Source organism: Methylobacterium sp. E-012 (assembly GCF_057836545.1).
In genome coordinates, this window is the sequence record NZ_JBYQEY010000001.1 from 2568121 (window position 1) to 2586906 (window position 18786).

Here is an 18786-nt window from a genome sequence, read left to right on the forward strand (position 1 = left end):
CCTGACTGGGGAGCAGCCGCCATGGCGATGCTGAGCTTCGAGCGCAAATACAGGATTCGCGGCGGCACGCTGCTCGGCGGCGACCTGTTCGACTTCTGGGTCGGGCCGTTCTTCGTCGGCTTCTTCGGCGTTGTCGGGATCTTCTTCACGGTGCTCGGCACCGCCCTGGTGATCTACGGCGCGGCGATCGGCCCGACCTGGAACGTCTGGCAGATCAACATCGCGCCCCCCGACATCAGCTACGGATTGAAGCTCGCCCCGCTCAGGGAGGGCGGGCTCTGGCAGATCATCACGTTCTGCGCGCTCGGTTCCTTCGTCTCCTGGGCCCTGCGCGAGGTCGAGATCTGCCGCAAGCTCGGCATCGGCTACCACGTGCCGGCGGCCTTCGGGATGGCGATCTTCGCCTACTTCACCCTGGAGGTGATCCGCCCGTTCCTGATGGGCGCCTGGGGCTACGGCTTCCCCTACGGCATCCTCAGCCACCTCGATTGGGTGTCCAACACCGGGTACCAGTACCTCCACTTCCACTACAATCCGGCGCACATGCTGGCCGTGACGTTCTTCTTCACGACCACGCTGGCCCTGGCGATGCACGGCGGCCTGATCCTCGCGGCGACCAACCCGAAGAAGGGTGAGACCGTGAAGACCCCGGAGCACGAGGACACCTTCTTCCGCGACACGATCGGCTACTCGATCGGCACCCTGGGCATCCACCGCCTGGGCCTGTTCCTGGCCCTGTCGGCGGGGTTCTGGAGCGCCGTGTGCATCGTGATCAGCGGGCCGTTCTGGACGCAGGGCTGGCCGCAATGGTGGGGCTGGTGGCTCAACCTGCCGGTCTGGCGCTGAGGGCGGGACGGCGCACCACGCGACCGAAAAGAAACCACACGGGATGAGGCGGGCCGGCGGCTCGCGCGGCTCACCGGGGAGGGCGGGCGATGGCCTATTACCAGAACATCTTCACGCAGGTTCAAGTCCGCCCCCTGAAGCCGGAGCAGGGCATCCCGGTCGAGATCGACGACCGGGTCGGCAAGCCGTTCAACAGCTACCTGTTCGGGCTCTTCGGGAACAGCCAGGTCGGGCCGATCTACATCGGCTACATCGCGGCCCTATCGATGGTCTGCGGGCTGATCGCCTTCGAGATCATCGGCCTCAACATGTGGGCCTCGGTGAACTGGAGTCCCGTCCAGTTCGTCCGGCAATTGCCCTGGCTCGCCCTGGAACCGCCCCTGCCGAAATACGGCCTGAAGGTCCTGCCGCCCCTCAACGAGGGCGGCTGGTGGCTGATCGCCGGCTTCTTCCTCACCGCCGCGATCCTGCTCTGGTGGGTCCACCTCTATCGGCGGGCGCGGGCCCTGGGTCTCGGCACCCACGTGCCGTGGGCCTTCGCCTCGGCGATCTGGCTCTACCTCGTCCTCGGCTTCATCCGCCCCGTGCTGATGGGCTCCTGGTCGGAGGCGGTCCCCTTCGGCATCTTCCCGCACCTCGATTGGACGGCGGCCTTCTCGCTCCGCTACGGGAACCTGTTCTACAACCCGTTCCACATGCTCTCGATCACGTTCCTCTACGGATCGACGCTGCTGTTCGCGATGCACGGGGGCACGATCCTGGCCTGCTCGCGCTACGGCGCCGAGCGTGAGATCGACCAGATCGTCGACCGCGGCACGGCGACCGAGCGCGCCGCCCTGTTCTGGCGCTGGACCATGGGCTTCAACGCCACGATGGAGTCGATCCACCGCTGGGCCTGGTGGTTCGCGGTCCTGACCACGCTCACCGGCGGCATCGGCATCCTGCTAACCGGCACCGTGGTCGACAACTGGTACCTCTGGGCGGTCAAGCACGGCGTCGCGCCGTCCTATCCGCAGGTCTACGGACCGATCATCGATCCCGCCCATCTCGCACCCGGCATGAAGCCGTGAGGAGGCCGTCATGAAGACGATACTGGCGGTAGTCGGCGGGGCGCTGGCCCTGTTCCTCACCATCGCGATGTTCGGCGGCGCGGGCTGGACCCACCCGCCCATGGCGGTCAAGCAGACCGGCTTCCGCGGCACCGGGATGGACCTGATCCGCACCCGCGCCGGCAACGCGGCGCTGACCGCCGCCAACGTCGCGCCGGCCCCGGCCGACCCGGCGGAGGCGGGGGGCGACAAGGCCTCGGCGGTCTACGAGAACGTGCAGGTGCTCGGCGACCTCTCGGCCGAGCAGTTCAACCGGCTGATGGTGTCGATCACCGAGTGGGTCGCGCCCCAGCAGGGCTGCACCTACTGCCACAGCACCGAGAACATGGCCTCCGACGAACTTTACCAGAAGCGCGTCGCCCGGCGGATGCTGCAGATGACGCAGTATATCAATTCGTCCTGGAAGGAGAATCACGTCCATGAGGCGGGCGTGACCTGCTACACCTGCCACCGCGGCAATCCGGTGCCGGCCAACATCTGGTTCGACCACCCGGTCCAGGGCGCCGGACGGTTCATCCCGCGCAATAACAGCCAGAACCTGGCCTCCGCGGAGGTCGGCAACACCTCGCTGCCCTACGACGTCTACCAGGCCTTCTACCAGTACAAGGACACGTCCGAGGACGCGGTCCGCGTCAACGCCACGACGGCGCTGCCGGTGTCGAAGGGCAAGCCGATCCAGGACGCAGAGAAGACCTTCGCGATCATGATCAGCATGTCCCAGTCGCTCGGGGTGAACTGCACCTTCTGCCACAACACCCGCTCGGTGGCGCAGTGGGACACCAGCACCCCCAACCGGGTCCATGCCTGGTACGGCATCCGCATGGTCCGCGACCTCAACCAGGACTACATGACGCCGCTGACCTCGACGTTTCCCCGCAACCGCCTCGGGGCGCTCGGCGATGCGCCGAAGATCAACTGTGCCACCTGCCACAACGGCGCGAACAAGCCGCTCAACGGTGCCAACGTGATCGAGCCCTATCCGGAGCTGGCGCACCCGACGGTCGCGGTGAACCTGCCCACCGGCGAGGCCAAGGATCCGATCCCCGGCACCCAGACGCCGACGCCCAAACCCTGACCCTGACCAGACCTCGATGAGCCCGACTCATCGGGGTCTGCCCGCGCGACCGAGCAGCGGCGGGGGGCCGACGAACCTCACGGATCCCGTCCCTGGGTGAAGATCCGTGAGGCTTGGAATTGTGGGGGCGGTCGGACTTTCCGGCCGCTCCGCTCAAGCTTCAGGGAACCTCCGTGGGGTAGGGGCGTCGATATCGGCGGCCAAGCTCGGCCCCGGGAGGCGCCCGTGACGATCACCATCTCGAACCTCCAGCCGCTCATCGCGATCCTCGCCGGGATCCTGATCCTCGTGATGCCGCGGCTCCTCAATTACATCGTGGCGATCTATCTGATCGTCGTCGGCGTGCTCGGACTGGGCATCCTCCGGTGAGCGTCGGCGCCGCGCCGCGGTGAACGGGCGCGGGCCGTCCTCCATCGCGCCGGAGCCACCGCGGGATCGGGTCGGGAACGGCGCCGGTCTGACAGACCGCCATCGCCGTCAGCCGCGTGCGCACAACGCCGCCGGGTGTTCATCTTGCGTTGCGGTGCGTGATGGTCCAACCCCGCCCATCGGCTCGGCGCGCGCCGGGCATCAGAGACGGACGGGATCGACATGGCGACCGGCAGCGCGAAGTGGGTCTATGCCTTCGGCGACGGCAAGGCGGAGGGCAAGTCGCAGATGCGCGACCTGCTCGGCGGCAAGGGCGCCAACCTCGCCGAGATGTCCAACCTCGGCCTGCCGGTTCCCCCCGGCTTCACGATCACCACCGAGGTCTGTACCGCCTACTACGACAACGGCAAGTCCTATCCGCCGGAGCTGAAGGCTCAGGTCACGGAGGCGCTCGGCCAGATCGGCACGCTCACGGGCCGCCGGTTCGGCGACGCCACGAACCCGCTGCTGGTCTCGGTCCGCTCGGGCGCCCGGGCCTCGATGCCCGGCATGATGGACACGGTGCTCAACCTCGGCCTGAACGATCAGACCGTCCTGGCGCTCGCCAAGGAGGCCGAGGACGAGCGCTTCGCCTACGATTCCTACCGCCGCTTCATCACGATGTACTCGAACGTCGTGCTCGGCGTGGAGCACCACGCCTTCGAGGAGGCGCTGGAGCACTACAAGGAGGGCAAGGGCTTCGACCTCGACACCGAACTCGGCGCCGAGGACTGGAAGACCCTGATCCAGACCTACAAGAAGATCGTCCGCGACGAGCACGGCTCCGACTTTCCGCAGGGCGCGGAGGACCAGCTCTGGGGGGCGATCAGCGCGGTCTTCGATTCCTGGATGATCCCGCGGGCCAAGAAGTACCGGGAGTTGAACAGCATCCCGGAGAGCTGGGGCACGGCGGTGAACGTGCAGGCCATGGTGTTCGGCAACATGGGGGACACCTCGGCGACCGGCGTCGCCTTCACCCGCAACCCCTCCACCGGCGAGAAGGCGCTCTACGGCGAGTTCCTGATCAACGCTCAGGGCGAGGACGTGGTGGCGGGCATCCGGACTCCGCAGAACATCACCGAGAAGGCCCGCATCGAGGCCGAGAGCGACAAGCCTTCCATGGAGAAGGCCATGCCCGAGAGCTTCGCGGAGCTGACCCGGATCTACGGGATCCTGGAGAGCCATTACCGCGACATGCAGGACATGGAGTTCACCATCGAGAAGGGGAAGCTCTGGATGCTCCAGACCCGGAACGGCAAGCGCACGGCCAAGGCCGCCCTGCGCATCGCCGTGGACCTGGCGGGGGAGGGGCTGATCACCCGGGAGGAGGCGATCGGCCGGGTCGAGCCGGGCGCCCTCGACCAGCTCCTGCATCCGACCATCGACCCCAAGGCCGAGCGCAAGGTCGTCGCGTCGGGCCTGCCGGCCTCGCCCGGCGCGGCCACCGGCGAGATCGTGTTCAATTCCGAGGACGCGGAGGCGCACCGCAAGGCCGAGCGCAAGTGCATCCTGGTGCGGATCGAGACCTCGCCCGAGGACATCCACGGCATGCACGCCGCCGAGGGCATCCTGACCACCCGCGGCGGCATGACCAGCCACGCGGCCGTGGTCGCCCGCGGCATGGGCAAGCCCTGCGTGTCCGGCGTCGGCTCGATCCGGATCGACTACAAGGCGCAGACCCTTACGGTCGGCGGCGTCACGCTCAAGGCCGGCGACCGGATCACCATCGACGGATCGACCGGCCAGGTGATCCAGGGCGCGGTGAAGATGCTGGAGCCCGAGCTCTCCGGCGACTTCGCCACGCTGATGGAATGGGCCGACGATTTCCGGGGGATGAAGGTCCGGGCGAACGCCGATACGCCCACCGACGCCCGCACCGCGCGCAACTTCGGCGCCGAGGGCATCGGCCTGTGCCGCACCGAGCATATGTTCTTCGAGGGTGACCGCATCATCGCGGTCCGCGAGATGATCCTGGCGGACGACGCCGAGGGCCGCCGGGCGGCTCTGGCCAAGATTCTGCCCTACCAGCGCCAGGACTTCCTGGAGCTGTTCACGATCATGTCCGGCCTGCCGGTGACGATCCGGCTGCTCGACCCGCCGCTCCACGAGTTCCTGCCGCATACCGACGCCGAGGTCGCCGAGGTCGTGAAGGCCACCGGCGTGTCCGAGGAGAAGATCCGGCACCGGATGCGGGAATTGTCCGAGCACAACCCGATGCTCGGCTTCCGCGGCTGCCGCCTGGCGATCGCCTTCCCGGAGATCGCCGAGATGCAGGCCCGGGCGATCTTCGAGGCGGCCGTGCAGGCCGCCGCCGATACCGGCGCGCCGGTCACCCCCGAGGTGATGGTACCGCTGGTCTTCACCCGCGCCGAGTTCGACATCGTCAAAGGGCACATCGACGCCATGGCCAAGGCCGTGGCTTCGGAGAAGGGCGCCACCCTCGATTATCAGGTCGGCACCATGATCGAGCTGCCCCGGGCGGCGCTGATGGCCGGCCAGATCGCCGAGACCGCCGAATTCTTCTCGTTCGGCACCAACGACCTGACCCAGACGGCGTTGGGCATCTCCCGCGACGACGCCGCGACCTTCCTGGGCCCCTACACCCAGAAGGGCATCCTTCCGGCCGACCCGTTCATCACCATCGACCAGGAGGGTGTCGGCGAGCTGGTGCGCATCGGCGTCGAGCGCGGCCGCAAGACCCGTCCGAACATCAAGCTCGGCATCTGCGGCGAGCACGGTGGCGACCCGGCCTCGGTCGGCTTCTGCCAGGAGGTCGGGCTCGATTACGTGTCCTGCTCGCCCTACCGGGTGCCGATCGCCCGCCTCGCGGCGGCCCAGGCGGCGCTCGGGAAGGTGTCCGGCAAGGAAGGCTGAGCGGCTGCGACAGGACGGGGAGGGGGCCGGCCGGTGCCCTCCCGCGGGTTCGTCAACCAAACGGACCAATACCATTTGAAAAATCCGTCCCCCGTCGCGAACCCGGCCGGGTACGGCACGTTGCCCCGTTGAGCCGACTGATCGTGCGTGCGTCTTATCGATCCGCGGCGGGTCCAGCATAACCCGTCAGAATCACCGGCCATGATGCAGCTCGATTCCACACCGCTGTGCCTCAGCGAGACCGGAGCGGTAACGCCGCGGGCAGCGCGGCGCGCCTACCTGGCCCTGACGGCCGTCGGGGGCGGGTTGATCACCGCGCTCCTGCTGGCGACATCGGTTGCCGCGAACAGCGGTGAGGAGGCGGAGCGTATCGCCGCCATGCCGGATGACGGCTACGTCGCGACGCTCGTCGCCGCCCTGGCGGTCGATCTTGCGAAGCCCCTGCGCTGAGGCGCTGAGCGGGACCAGCCAGAGTTCAACGCAAACGTCCCGGGCAGCCAGAGCCTGACGGATCGGCAGCGCCGTCCCGCCGAGCCGCCGGCTCAGCGTCCGCCGGACGGTGCCCGCGCCGCCGAGCCGGTGAACCGCGCCGCGGTGAGATCGTCCCCGGGACTGCGGGTGCTGAACCGCGTCGCCAGGCGCTCGGGGGCCGCGGCCACGACGGCGTCGGGGGCGGCGTCACGGACCCGGGTGGCGGCGATTCGGACCGGTGCGCTGCGGCTCGCGGGCGCCGTCACGGGCCCGGACGAGGCCGCCTCGAACAGCGCGCGCAGCTGCGCCTTGGCGTCGGCATTCGGGGCAACCAGGGTGCGGGGGTGGACCGGCTCGGGCAGGGTTGCCCGCGCCAGGGCGCGGAGTTCGCCCGGCGCCGCCAGATTGGCCATGCCGCCATCCAGGGCGGCGAACTGTACGGGGCGTGGCGGCGGCAGCGGCATAGTGAGGGCCGCCGCGACGGCGGCGAGGTCGGAGGGCCGGCGCGGCGGCAGCGGCGCCACCACGGCCACGGCGTCGTCGATCGCCGGAGCCGGGCGGTCCGCGGTCAGCAGGGACTTCGCGTCCGCGTCCCGCCCGCCCGACGCCTTCGCCAACTCGCGCTGGACCAGCGAGCCTCGCAGGGCGTCGTCGGCGGCGGGGGCCGCGTAGGCGAGGGCGGCGCGCGTCCCCACCGGATCCTGCGGATCGGCGCTCGCCACGGCGATGACGGGGGCGCGGCGGGTCTTCGCCGCCACGGCCACCGGCGGCGGTGCGGGCGGGGGTGCGGGTTCGGATCGGCCGCCCCCGAACAGGCTCGCCAGGAAGCCGAACAGGCTGGGCCCGTCCTCCTCCTCGCCGTCGGCCATCTGGGTGGTGATGCCGGCCACGGTGCCGCCCCGGGCGAGGATCTCGGCTTTGGCCTCCTCGTAGCGGGGGAACGGCCGGTTGTCGCTCGGCAGCAGCACGGTCTTGCCGTCCGGGAACAGGCGGGCGAGTTGGTCGTGGGTCATGCGCGGCCACATCCGCACCGAGCCGACGTCGAGATGGATGAAGGGCGTGCCGGCATGCGGATACCAGCCGACGCCGCCGCGCTGCATCCGCAGCCCGACCTCGCGGATCCGGTCGATCGGCACGTCCGGCAGGAAGAAGTCCATCGCCTTGCCGAGCATGTGCTGGCTGTACTCCGCCACCATCTTGGAGCGCCGGCGCAGCATCGCGTTGGTGCCGGGGGAGCGATAGGCCGAGACGATGTGGATCGGCTGGCCCGCGCCGACCTGCCGATAGGCCTCCCAGACCGTATCGAACAGGCGCGGATCCATCTTGGTCGGCTCGTTGATGCGCCAGTCGCGCAGGAGCCAGTTCAGCTGATCGAGGGCCGCACGGTCGTAGCGCCCGTCACGCTTGAACGTGATGGTCGCGCTCTCCTGGGTATGCGTGTGGTAGATCGTGAGCGTGCGGGTGTCGCCGTTGGCGACCGCGTTCTCGGTCTCCGCGGTCCCGGCGGCGAGGCCGAACGCGATGCCGGACAGGGCGAGGGTGACCCGTCGAAGGGCGTGGAGAAGGCTCGGCACGATGGTCCTCATCCACTCCCGTCCGGCCGGCGCGGATCGCGCGCGGCTATCGGCGGCAACGGTTAAGGTTGGACCGTGGCGAAATCGTGCCCGGATGTGTGGTCCCGCACGTGAAAGTTGCGGGTGGCGGCGAAGCCTACCACCAGCTCCGGGGCGCGGCCTGCTGCGGCGCCGGGGTCCATAGGCCGGGCTCGCCGTATTCCGGCGCGCCACCGGCGCGCGCGGCCCGGCGCAGATGGCGCGTCGGCTCGACCTCCTCGTAGCGATCGTCCGGCCAATCGTCGGCGACGCGGCGATGAGTCGGGTGGCGCTGGGCGGTGCGGGCCTGGGGCGGCGTCGGCACGCTGTCGGCTTTCTTTCGGGAGGGCTCGTCCGGCAGCCGGGCGAGGGCCGGACCGCCGCCGCCCGGCAGGCCCAGGGCCGCGCGCATCGGCGCGTCGTAGCCGTAGAGGTCGGGCAGGGTGCGGTAGCTGCCGCCGTCGTCCACGTAGGCGGTGAAGTAGGCGAGGTGGACCGGCAGCTTCTCCGGCAGCCGGATCGTGCGCTCCCCCTTGCCGATCAGCTTCTTAAGGCGCTCCGCGGACCAGTTCGGCAGGACGGTGTCGGCGAGACGGAAGGGATCATCGACGCGCACGCAGCCGTGGCTGAAGTCGCGCTTCGCGGCCGAGAACAGCGAGCGGTTCGGCGTGTCGTGCAGATAGACCGCGTGCTGATTCGGGAACATGAACTTGATGAAGCCGAGGGCGTTGCGCTCCCCCGGCGGCTGGCGCAGCGCGATGTGGCCGCCGTGCCGCACGACCTCGTAGCCGCCCCAGGTCTTGCCGCCGTATCCGGCGAGCTTCGGCGCCATGGTCTTCAGGATGGAGGGCGGCACGTACCACGACGGGTTGACGACGGCGTATTCCATCAGCCCGGAGAAGAGCGGCGTGCGCGAGTCCGGCTTGCCGACGATCACCCGCGCCTCGTCCCGCAGAACCCCGCCGCGATAGGCCCGAAGGCGATATTCCGGGACGTTGACGAGGATGTAGTCCGGACCCAGGTCGCCGGGCAGCCAGCGCCACCGCTCCATGTTGACGATCAGCTCGGCCTCGCCGCCGGTCGGTCGGTTGGCGCGTCCGGGATCGGCCAGCGCCAGGACGGTCTGGACGTTCAGGACGCCGCTGGCGGGCAGCCCGTGGCTGCGCTGGAAGCGGCTGACTGCATCGGCCACCGTGGCGTCGTAAGTGTCCGGCTCACCGGGTCCCTGATCGAGCGTCCCGGCCGGGCGGTTCTCCAGATCGAAATGCGCCCGCAGCAGCGGGACGCGGGCATCGCGCATGCCGATCCGCAGGGCGGGTCCGGTCGGCAGCCGCAACGGCTTCGCCGCCGCCGGGGCCGGCCCACGCAGCGACGCGAGCCGGCTTTTCAGGGCGCGATAGCCGGGCGTCGCCGGGTTGTAGGCCTGCAGGGTCTCTCCGGCCTTGGCACCGGCGTCGGCGAGCTTGGCCAGGACGTCGTTGCCGGCCGGAAGGTCCAGGGTCGGGGTGATCAGACGCGAGATCGAGGCGAGGTTGACCCGGCCGCCCCGCGCATCCCGGGCATAGAGAACCGCCGCCGCCGAGAGGCGAAGGTCGGCGTCGGCCACCGCCTTCGCGTCCGGCTTCTCGGGGAGGTTCGGGATCGTGTAGGCGCGGGCGTCTAGTCCGTCCTCCCCGGCCGCCGCCAGCCGCGCCGAGACCGCCTTCGCGGTCTCGCTCCAGCCGCCGTCGGCGATCCAGAGGGGCTTGTCGACGCGGGCCTCGTAGAGCGAACGGATCGCGTCGCGGTCCCGGGTGGTCAGGCGCAGCAGGAGCGGGGCCGGATCGGCGAGCCGGGCGAACACCGCGGCGCCGAGGGGATCGGTCGGGGCGACGGGTGCGGCAGCCGCCGGGGCCGGGGCCGGTTCGGCGGCCGGTGCCTCGGGCTTGTAATCCGGCAGCGCGGCCGGGGCGGGGCCCGGTTCCGGCGATGGCGACTGCGCCGGGGCCGGGGCCGGGGTATCGACCGGTGCCTTGTCGAGCGCGGCCATCTCGGCGGCGAAGGCGCCGGCCGAGGCCAGCGTTCCGGTCATCAGGGCGGCCAGCGCCATCAGGCTGGAGCGCGGGACGCGCATCGTGATCTCCCGGGAAAGCGGCAGCAGGGCCGCACGCTTGGATTGTGATTATCCGCCCAAGCGTGGCGTTGGGCAACCGCAGTCTTGAGTAGTCGAAGCCGCGCTATACCGATGCCGACTTGCTATCAATGCTGCAGAATTTCTGGATGTCACGAAGATCGAGTGTTTTCGTGTAAGAGCTTGGCATGAAGACTGGGCGGGCAGCTCCGTCGCCCGCCCGGTGCGCTAGCACACCTGAACGCCGGTCAGGCCGCGTCCTCGGCCTTGTCGTCGCCCTCGAGGCCGAGGTCCTTCAGCTTGCGGTACAGGGTGGATCGGCCGATCCCGAGGCGGCGCGACACCTCCGACATGCGCTGCCGATAGAATTGCAGGGCGTAGCGGATGATCTCGGCCTCCAGCACATCCATGGGCTTCATCTCGCCGGTCTCCTCGGCGACGAGCGACATGGCGTGGGGGTCGCGCACCTCGACGCGGACGATCTCGCGCACCGGCTCGGGGGCGTAGGACGGCGTCGACGGCTGGCTGGGCGCCGGCGGGATCCGGACATCGAAGCCCTCGACCTGCGCGGCGATCTGCGGGAATTCGGCGACCGTGAGCTCGTCGCCGTCGGCGAGCACCACGGCGCGGAACAGGGCGTTCTCCAGCTGGCGGACGTTGCCGGGCCAGGGATAGCGGGTCAGCAGCGCCATCGCCTCCGGGGTGATCGCCCGGACGCGCTTGCCCTCCTCAGCGGAGAATCGGGCGCAGAACGAGCGGACCAGATCGGGGATGTCCTCCCGGCGCGCGCGCAGCGGCGGCAGCGTCATGGGGAACACGTTGAGACGGTAATACAGGTCCTCGCGGAAGCGGCCCTGCTTCACGAGGTCGAGGAGCGAGCGGTTGGTCGCCGAGACGAGGCGGATGTCGACCCGCACCGCGCGCTTGCCGCCGACCGGATCGACCTCGCCCTCCTGGAGCGCGCGCAGCAGCTTCACCTGGGCGTCGAGGGGCAATTCCCCGATCTCGTCCAGGAACAGGGTCCCCCCCGAGGCCTCCACGAACTTGCCGGCATGCTTCTCGGTGGCGCCCGTGAACGCCCCCTTCTCGTGGCCGAACAGGGTCGATTCCACGAGGTTTTCCGGGATCGCGCCGCAATTGACCGTGACGAACGCTTTGCCGCGCCGGTCCCCCGAGCCCTGGATCGCCCGGGCCAGAACCTCCTTGCCGACGCCGGATTCGCCCTCGATCAGCACCGGAATGTTCGACTTCGCCGCACGCTCGGCGAGGCGGATGACCCGCTCCATGTCGGGGCTCTTCGAGGTGAGATCCTTGAAGGTCAGCGCCCCGGAGGCGCGACGGCGCATGCGGCGCACCTCCTCCTCCAGCGTGTCGACCCGCAGGGCGTTCTTGATCGAGACCTGCAGCCGCTCCGCGCCCGCGGGCTTGACCACGAAATCGACCGCGCCGGCCCGCATGGCGGTGACCACGGCGTCGATGGAGCCGTTGGAGGTCTGCACGATGACCGGTGTTGCGAGGCCACCCTTGCGCATCTCGGCCAGCACGCCGAGCCCGTCGAGCCCCGGCATCACGAGATCGAGCAGGACCACGTCCGCGCCCTCGGTCTTGAGCAGGGCGAGCGCGTCCGCCCCGGTCTCGGCGACCCGGGCCTCGAAGCCGAACCGGCGCACCGCCGCCTCGGCGAGGCGCCGCTGGACCGGATCGTCGTCCACGATGAGCACGGTGGTGGACATGGCGGCTCCCTGACCGGCGCGAGGCTCGGGCCGGCAGCCCGGGATCGATCCCGGGCGCAGATTCCGATTCGGCACGTGTTCCGTTTCGATCCGCAGGGTGACCGAGAGACGTAAAGTGGCGCTTAACGACGTTTGCCCGGCTCCCCCGGGGCTCGGCGGAGGGCCCCGCCAACCCGCCGCGTTGAACGCGTGGCGGCCCACTCGATATCAGGGTAGGGAGCCACGCCCGTTTGAAGGAACGCACGCTATGATGCCGAGCCACACCGCCGCGCCGGTGAACGTCCGTCTGCCCGAGGGTGTGAGCGCTGCCCGCGCCGCCGCGAAGGCCGCCGACCTCGGCCATCTCCCGGAATGGGACCTGTCCGACCTCTATTCCGGCCTCGACGCGCCGGAATTCTCCGCCGACATGACCCGCGCTGAGGAGGAGTGCCGCCGCTTCTCGGAGAGCTATGCCGGAAGCATCGCGGAGATGGCCGCCGGGCCGGACGCATCCGGGCGCCTCGCCGAGGCGGTGCGCGCCTACGAGCGGATCGAGGACCTGCTCGGCAAGCTGATGTCCTTCGCCGGGCTGGTCTATTCCGGCGACACCACCGACGAGGCCCGGGCCAAGTTCTACGGCGACACCCGCGAGCGCCTGACCAGCGCCTCGGCCGACCTGCTGTTCTTCGCCCTCGAACTGAACCGGGTCGAGGACGCGGTGATGAACGCCGCGATGGCCGAGGGACCGCTCGCCCAATACGCGCCGTGGATCGAGGATCTCCGCCGGGAGAAGCCGCACCAGCTCGACGACCGGACCGAGAAGCTGTTCCTCGAGAAGTCGGTCACGTCGAACGCCGCCTGGGACCGGCTGTTCAACGAGACGATCGCCGCCCTGCGCTTCACGGTCCAGGGCGAGGAGATGCCGCTGGAGCCGACCCTCAACAAGCTTCAGGATCCGGACGGCGCCGTCCGCAAGGAGGCCGCCGAGACGATCAGCACGGTGCTGCGCGGGAACCTGCGGGTGTTCACGCTGATCACCAACACCCTGGCGAAGGACAAGGAGATCTCCGACCGCTGGCGCGGCTTCAAGGACGTGGCCGAGGCGCGCCATCTCGCCAACCGGGTCGAGCCGGAAGTGGTCGAGGCGCTGGTGGACGCCGTGCGGGCGGCCTATCCGCGCCTGTCGCACCGCTATTACAAGTTGAAGGCCAAGTGGTTCGGGCAGGAGACGCTGCCCTACTGGGACCGCAACGCGCCGCTGCCGAAGGTCGAGCAGCGCACGATCCCGTGGACGGAGGCCCGCGACACGGTGCTCTCCGCCTACGACGCCTTCTCGCCGAAGATGGCCGGGATCGCCCGGCGCTTCTTCGACGAGCGCTGGATCGACGCGCCGACCCGCCCCGGCAAGGCGCCCGGCGCCTTCGCGCACCCGACGGTGCCCTCCGTCCACCCCTACGTGCTGGTCAACTACCAGGGTAAGCCCCGGGACGTGATGACCCTCGCCCACGAGCTCGGCCACGGCGTCCATCAGGTACTGGCCGGGCCCAACGGCGCCCTGATGGCGCCGACACCGCTGACGCTCGCCGAGACCGCCAGCGTGTTCGGCGAGATGCTGACCTTCCGCAAGCTGCTGGCGGCGACCACCGATCCGACCCAGCGCCGGGCCATGCTCGCCGCCAAGGTCGAGGACATGATCAACACCGTGGTGCGCCAGATCGCGTTCTACTCGTTCGAACGGAAGGTGCATCTGGCCCGCGCCAAGGGCGAGCTGACCATGGATCAGATCAATGCCCTATGGCTCTCGGTCCAGGCGGAATCACTCGGACCGGCCATCGCGCTGGATTCGGGTTACGAGCCGTTCTGGGCCTACATCCCGCACTTCATCCACTCGCCGTTCTACGTCTACGCCTACGCGTTCGGCGATTGCCTCGTGAACTCCCTCTACGGGGTCTACGCCCAGGCCGAGGAGGGCTTCGTGGAGCGCTATTTCGCCCTGCTCGCGGCCGGCGGCTCGAAGCCCTACGGCGAATTGCTCGCCCCCTTCGGCCTCGACGCCAAGGATCCGGGCTTCTGGCAGATCGGCCTCGGGATGATCGAAGGGATGATCGTCGAGCTGGAGGGGATGGAGGGCTACGCCTAGCCAACCACCTGCTGCCCAGGCTCCGCGGCGTCATACGCGCCGTATGACACCGCGGAGATCACCCTGACGCTCGAGGTCAGGCGCGTCGGGAACTCGACCAGCCTGATCCTGCCGAAGGATTTCGTCAGCCGCCTGAATCTGGCTCAGGACGATTGGCGCTGCGTCACCGAGGACGCCGATGGCTCCGTCAGGCCGTCGTCCCACGGCCCCGCCTTCGAGAAAGGCATGAAGGTCGCGGAGAAGGCCACAAAAACCTATCGGAACGCCCTGCCAGAACTCGCGAGATGACCACCGATCGCGAGATCGTCCGGCTCACGGGCGAACTCGTCACGGCGTTCCACGGGCTGCACCGGAAGCAGTTCGGCGGGCCCACTGGCATACGTGACGAGGGGGCGCTCGAATCGGCGCTGGGACGGCCGATCAACCGCGTTGCCCATGTCGAGGATGGCGCCGATATCGAACGCGCCGCGGCTTACGCGTTCGGCATCGCCCAGACCCACCCGTTCGTCGACCACAACAGGGGGCTGCCCTGCCGGGGCTCATCACGGTCCCGGGCCTCAACGACGTCGTCGCCGACGAGGCCGAGGCCGCGGTGACGATACGCGGCCTCGCGGCCGACGCGATCGACGATTCCGGCCTCGCCCGCTGGATCCGCGACAACGGGCCGGCGCCCTGAGCCGCCGCGGCGCAGCGCCCCTACCGTCTGGTGCGCGGTGCGGAACGACTTATGTCCTCGTCAGCACCGAGGAAGATCCTGGACAATGGCCGAGACCGATCGCGAAGCCAACCGCTTCTCCGCCCGCGCCGGGCGTTACGCCAGCGTCGGCGCCAATGTCGGCGGTGTCGCCGCGCGGATGGCCATGTCGCGGCTGTTCGGCAAGGAGGGCACCACCAACGCCGCGGCGCTCGCCCAGGCGCTCGGCGGGCTGAAGGGCCCGATCATGAAGGTGGCCCAGCTCCTGGCCACCGTCCCGGACCTGCTGCCCCCCGAATACGCCGCCGAACTCCAGAAGCTCCAGGCCGACGCGCCGCCCATGGGCGCGGCCTTCGTGAAGCGCCGGATGCAGTCCGAGCTGGGCGCCGGATGGCAGCAGCGGTTCGGCAGTTTCGACCTGAAGCCCGCCGCCGCGGCCTCCCTCGGTCAGGTCCATCGCGCCACCGGACAGGATGGAACACGGCTCGCCTGCAAGCTCCAATATCCGGACATGCAATCGGCCGTCGAGGCCGACCTCAAGCAACTGGAGGTGGCGTTCGCCCTCCACCGCCGGATGAATTCCTGGCTCGATACGCGCGAGATCGCCAAGGAGATTGGGGCCCGGGTACGCGAGGAGCTCGATTACGAGCGGGAGGCCAAGCACGCCACCCTGTACGGCGCCGTGCTCAAGGACATCGCGGCGGTGCGCGTCCCCAGCGTCTTCCCGGACCTGTCCACCAAGCGCCTGCTGACCCTCGGCTGGCTCGACGGCGACAAGATCCTGGGCTTCGCCGAGGAGCCGGTCGAGATCCGCAACCGCATCGCGCAGGCGATGTTCAAGGCGTGGTGGCATCCGTTCAGCCGGGCCGCCGTGATCCACGGCGATCCGCATCTCGGCAATTACACGGTCTTCTCCGAGGGCGGGGAGGCGGCCGGCATCAACCTGCTCGATTACGGCTGCGTGCGGATCTTCCATCCTCGCTTCGTCGGCGGCGTCGTGGACCTCTACCGCGGCCTCCTCGAGGGCGATTCGGCCCGCATCGTCCATGCCTACGAGGTCTGGGGCTTCAAGGCCCTCGACAAGGAGAAGATCGACATCCTGAACATCTGGGCGCGGTTCATCTACGGCCCGCTCCTGGAGGATCGGACCCGCACCGTCGCAGACGGGGTGAAGCCGGGGGATTACGGCCGCCACCAGGCTTTCCAGGTGCATCAGGCCCTCAAGGAACGGGGGCCGGTGACGGTGCCTCAGGAATTTGTGTTCATGGATCGCGCGGCGGTGGGGCTTGGCGCCGTGTTCCTCCACCTGCGCTCGGAGCTGAACTACCACCGGCTGTTCGAGGCGGAGATCGAGCATTTCTCCCTGGACGAACTGGCGAAGCGCCAGGGCCGCGCCCTCACCGCGGCGGGGTTGGCCACGCCCGCTTGAACGGCTCGGCACCCGATTGGGGCGTGATCAATTGCGGGCGTCCGATTGCGGCAGATAAACGCTTGAGCTACATCCCACCGTGACCGCAAGAAGTCGCGTCTAGGGACACGAGCGCACGATGGCCGAGAGTGAGACGGTGGCCGGGCACACCTACAGCCCGGCGATGGACGCGAAGACCCACGAGCAGACCTATCGCGGCTTCGTCCGCTTCGTCGAGATCGCCACCGGCGTCGTGATCTGCTGGGTTCTGGCCCTCGCCATCGGCGGGATCCGTGAGGCGTGGCTGCTGGCGATCCTCGGGGTGATCCTCGCGGGCGCGGCCGGCGCCGTTGGGGCCCTGGCGCCCGCCGTCGGCTGGCGCGGCCCGCTCGTCGTCGCAATCCTGCTCCTGCTGTACCTGTTCTTCGCCTGAATCCGCCGGGGCGGCCCCGGCCGCCTCCCGCCGACGGGCCGCATGCCCGGTGATCGGCCCGGGGCGCTGACGCGTGGCTCTCGATTCGATTGGCCACAAGTTACATTCAACGCGGTTTCATTATTTCATCGCCGGTCCCAGTCTCGAAAAGCCGCGTCGGTTCGCGCATTCGAAGGGCCGAGCTTATCCAGGGGAAACCTCGCATGCGCATCGCTGTGCTGTCCGAGACGGACTCCGCGGAACCGCGCGTGGCCGCGGTTCCGGAGACCGTCAAGAAGTTCAAGGCCCTCGGCGCCGACGTGGTGGTGCAGTCCGGCGCCGGCGTGAAAGCCGGTCTTCTCGATGGTGAGTACGAGGCGGCCGGCGCCGAGGTGGCCGGCAGCGCCGCAGACGCTGCGCGCGACGCCGATCTCGTCCTCAAGGTCCGGCGCCCGAGCGCCGAAGAGCTGCCGCTGTTCAAGCACGGCGCCACCGTGGTGGCGATCATGGACCCCTACGGCAACGAGGACGCCCTCAAGGCGATGGCCGATGCCGGCGTGGCCGGCTTCGCCATGGAGTTGATGCCCCGCATCACCCGTGCGCAGGTCATGGACGTGCTGTCCTCGCAGGCGAACCTCGCCGGCTACCGCGCGGTCGTGGACGGTGCCGCCGAGTACGGCCGCGCCATGCCGATGATGATGACCGCCGCCGGGACGGTCCCGGCGGCCCGCGTCTTCGTGATGGGCGTGGGCGTCGCTGGTCTCCAGGCCATCGCCACCGCGCGCCGCCTCGGCGCCATCGTGACCGCCACCGACGTGCGCCCGGCCACCAAGGAGCAGGTGGAGTCCCTCGGCGCGAAGTTCGTCGCGGTGGAGGACGACGAGTTCAAGCAGGCCGAGACCAAGGGCGGCTACGCCAAGGAGATGTCGGCCGGCTACCTGGCCAAGCAGGCCGAGCTGGTGAAGGGTCACATCGCCAAGCAGGACATCGTCATCACCACGGCGCTGATCCCCGGCCGCCCGGCGCCGAAGCTCGTCTCCGAGGAGATGGTGGCGTCCATGAAGCCGGGCTCTGTCCTGGTCGACCTCGCAGTCGAGCGCGGCGGCAACGTCGCCGGCGCCAAGGCGGGCGAAGTCGTCACCAACGAGCGCGGCGTGAAGATCGTCGGCCACGTCAACGTGGCGGGCCGGCTCGCCGCCACCGCGTCCAGCCTCTACGCGCGCAACCTCTACGCCTTCGTCGAGACCCTGATCGACAAGGAGTCGAAGGCGCTGGCCATCAAGTGGGACGACGAGCTGGTCAAGGCCACGAACCTGACCCGGGATGGCTCGGTCACCCACGCATCCTTCCAGTCCAAGAGCGACGGCGCCGCGTCGGAAGCCGCGTCCGTGGGCTTGTCCAAGTCGGAGGCCAACAAGGCGTCCGGCACGGCCGCCCCGGCGGGCGCGCAGTGATCCCCCGTCGAGAGGAGTAGCAGAATGGCAACCGTCATCATCCCTCCCGATCAGGCGACCGATCAGGCCCGCGTGCTGGCCGACGCCGCCCGCGCCGCCGCCGACGTGGCGCGCAACGCCGCCGATCAGGCCCAGGCCATCGCCGACGGCATGGGCCACGGCCTCAGTGCCGCCACCGGCGGTGCCGTCGACCCCACGGTGTTCCGTCTGGCGATCTTCGTGCTGGCGATCTTCGTCGGCTACTACGTGGTCTGGTCGGTGACCCCGGCCCTCCACACCCCGCTGATGTCGGTCACCAACGCGATCTCCTCGGTGATCATCGTCGGTGCGATCCTCGCGGTCGGCGTCCCGCTGATCGAGAAGGGCACCGGCTTCGCCCGGTTCTTCGGCTTCATCGGCATCGTGCTGGCCAGCGTGAACATCTTCGGCGGCTTCCTGGTCACGCAGCGCATGCTCGGCATGTACAAGAAGAAGGGCTGAG

General features: G+C 69.4%; 15 protein-coding genes. 12 read left to right on the forward strand and 3 right to left on the reverse strand.

The window, feature by feature from the left end:
• Positions 1–21: 21 nt before the first annotated feature.
• The 6 genes from pufL (at position 22) to AC3IF1_RS12265 (ending at position 6762) form a co-directional block, all read left to right on the forward strand.
• Positions 22–846: a photosynthetic reaction center subunit L gene (gene pufL / locus AC3IF1_RS12240; RefSeq protein WP_243967073.1), complete on the forward strand. Its 825-nt coding sequence runs from the start codon at positions 22–24 to the stop codon at positions 844–846.
• An 89-nt stretch (positions 847–935) separates the two neighbouring features.
• Positions 936–1916 carry a photosynthetic reaction center subunit M gene (gene pufM, locus AC3IF1_RS12245; RefSeq protein ID WP_243967074.1) on the forward strand — a complete coding sequence of 327 codons (981 nt, stop codon included), beginning with the start codon at positions 936–938 and terminating at the stop codon, positions 1914–1916.
• A gap of 10 nt (positions 1917–1926) precedes the next feature.
• A complete protein-coding gene (gene pufC, locus AC3IF1_RS12250; RefSeq protein ID WP_243967075.1) occupies positions 1927–3030 on the forward strand; it encodes a photosynthetic reaction center cytochrome PufC in 1104 nt (367 codons plus the stop codon).
• A gap of 225 nt (positions 3031–3255) precedes the next feature.
• On the forward strand, positions 3256–3399 hold the full coding sequence (locus AC3IF1_RS12255; RefSeq protein WP_243967076.1) for a DUF3096 domain-containing protein: 144 nt from the start codon (positions 3256–3258) through the stop codon (positions 3397–3399).
• 222 nt (positions 3400–3621) lie between these two features.
• On the forward strand, positions 3622–6312 hold the full coding sequence (gene ppdK / locus AC3IF1_RS12260; protein ID WP_489217731.1) for a pyruvate, phosphate dikinase: 2691 nt from the start codon (positions 3622–3624) through the stop codon (positions 6310–6312).
• A gap of 201 nt (positions 6313–6513) precedes the next feature.
• Positions 6514–6762, forward strand: coding sequence for a hypothetical protein (locus AC3IF1_RS12265; RefSeq protein WP_489217732.1), 249 nt, complete (start codon positions 6514–6516; stop codon positions 6760–6762).
• 92 nt (positions 6763–6854) lie between these two features.
• On the opposite strand, the gene AC3IF1_RS12270 is transcribed toward AC3IF1_RS12265, so the two are convergent.
• The 3 genes from AC3IF1_RS12270 to AC3IF1_RS12280 form a co-directional block, all read right to left on the reverse strand.
• Entirely contained in the window at positions 6855–8369 is a 1515-nt protein-coding gene (locus AC3IF1_RS12270) for a peptidoglycan L,D-endopeptidase MepK (RefSeq protein WP_489217733.1), read from the reverse strand.
• 124 nt (positions 8370–8493) lie between these two features.
• Entirely contained in the window at positions 8494–10488 is a 1995-nt protein-coding gene (locus AC3IF1_RS12275) for a L,D-transpeptidase family protein (protein ID WP_489217735.1), read from the reverse strand.
• Positions 10489–10733: 245 nt separating this feature from the next.
• On the reverse strand, positions 10734–12218 hold the full coding sequence (locus tag AC3IF1_RS12280) for a sigma-54-dependent transcriptional regulator (protein ID WP_243967082.1): 1485 nt from the start codon (positions 12216–12218) through the stop codon (positions 10734–10736).
• 247 nt (positions 12219–12465) lie between these two features.
• On the opposite strand from AC3IF1_RS12280, the gene AC3IF1_RS12285 reads away from it, so the two are divergent.
• The 6 genes from AC3IF1_RS12285 to AC3IF1_RS12310 all read left to right on the forward strand — a co-directional run bounded on the left by AC3IF1_RS12285 (position 12466) and on the right by AC3IF1_RS12310 (position 18785).
• Positions 12466–14337, forward strand: coding sequence for a M3 family oligoendopeptidase (locus AC3IF1_RS12285; protein ID WP_489217737.1), 1872 nt, complete (start codon positions 12466–12468; stop codon positions 14335–14337).
• Between the two features lie 284 nt (positions 14338–14621).
• Positions 14622–14933 (forward strand): type II toxin-antitoxin system death-on-curing family toxin, encoded by a 312-nt coding sequence (locus AC3IF1_RS12290; protein ID WP_489217739.1) that lies wholly within the window; start codon positions 14622–14624, stop codon positions 14931–14933.
• 165 nt (positions 14934–15098) lie between these two features.
• Positions 15099–16460: an ABC1 kinase family protein gene (locus AC3IF1_RS12295; RefSeq protein ID WP_243967086.1), complete on the forward strand. Its 1362-nt coding sequence runs from the start codon at positions 15099–15101 to the stop codon at positions 16458–16460.
• Between the two features lie 118 nt (positions 16461–16578).
• Positions 16579–16872: an aa3-type cytochrome c oxidase subunit IV gene (locus AC3IF1_RS12300; protein ID WP_243967087.1), complete on the forward strand. Its 294-nt coding sequence runs from the start codon at positions 16579–16581 to the stop codon at positions 16870–16872.
• A gap of 203 nt (positions 16873–17075) precedes the next feature.
• Complete coding sequence (locus tag AC3IF1_RS12305; RefSeq protein WP_489217741.1) at positions 17076–18305, forward strand: Re/Si-specific NAD(P)(+) transhydrogenase subunit alpha; 1230 nt, start codon at positions 17076–17078, stop codon at positions 18303–18305.
• A 24-nt stretch (positions 18306–18329) separates the two neighbouring features.
• Positions 18330–18785 (forward strand): proton-translocating transhydrogenase family protein, encoded by a 456-nt coding sequence (locus AC3IF1_RS12310; protein ID WP_243967089.1) that lies wholly within the window; start codon positions 18330–18332, stop codon positions 18783–18785.
• Position 18786 lies beyond the last annotated feature (1 nt).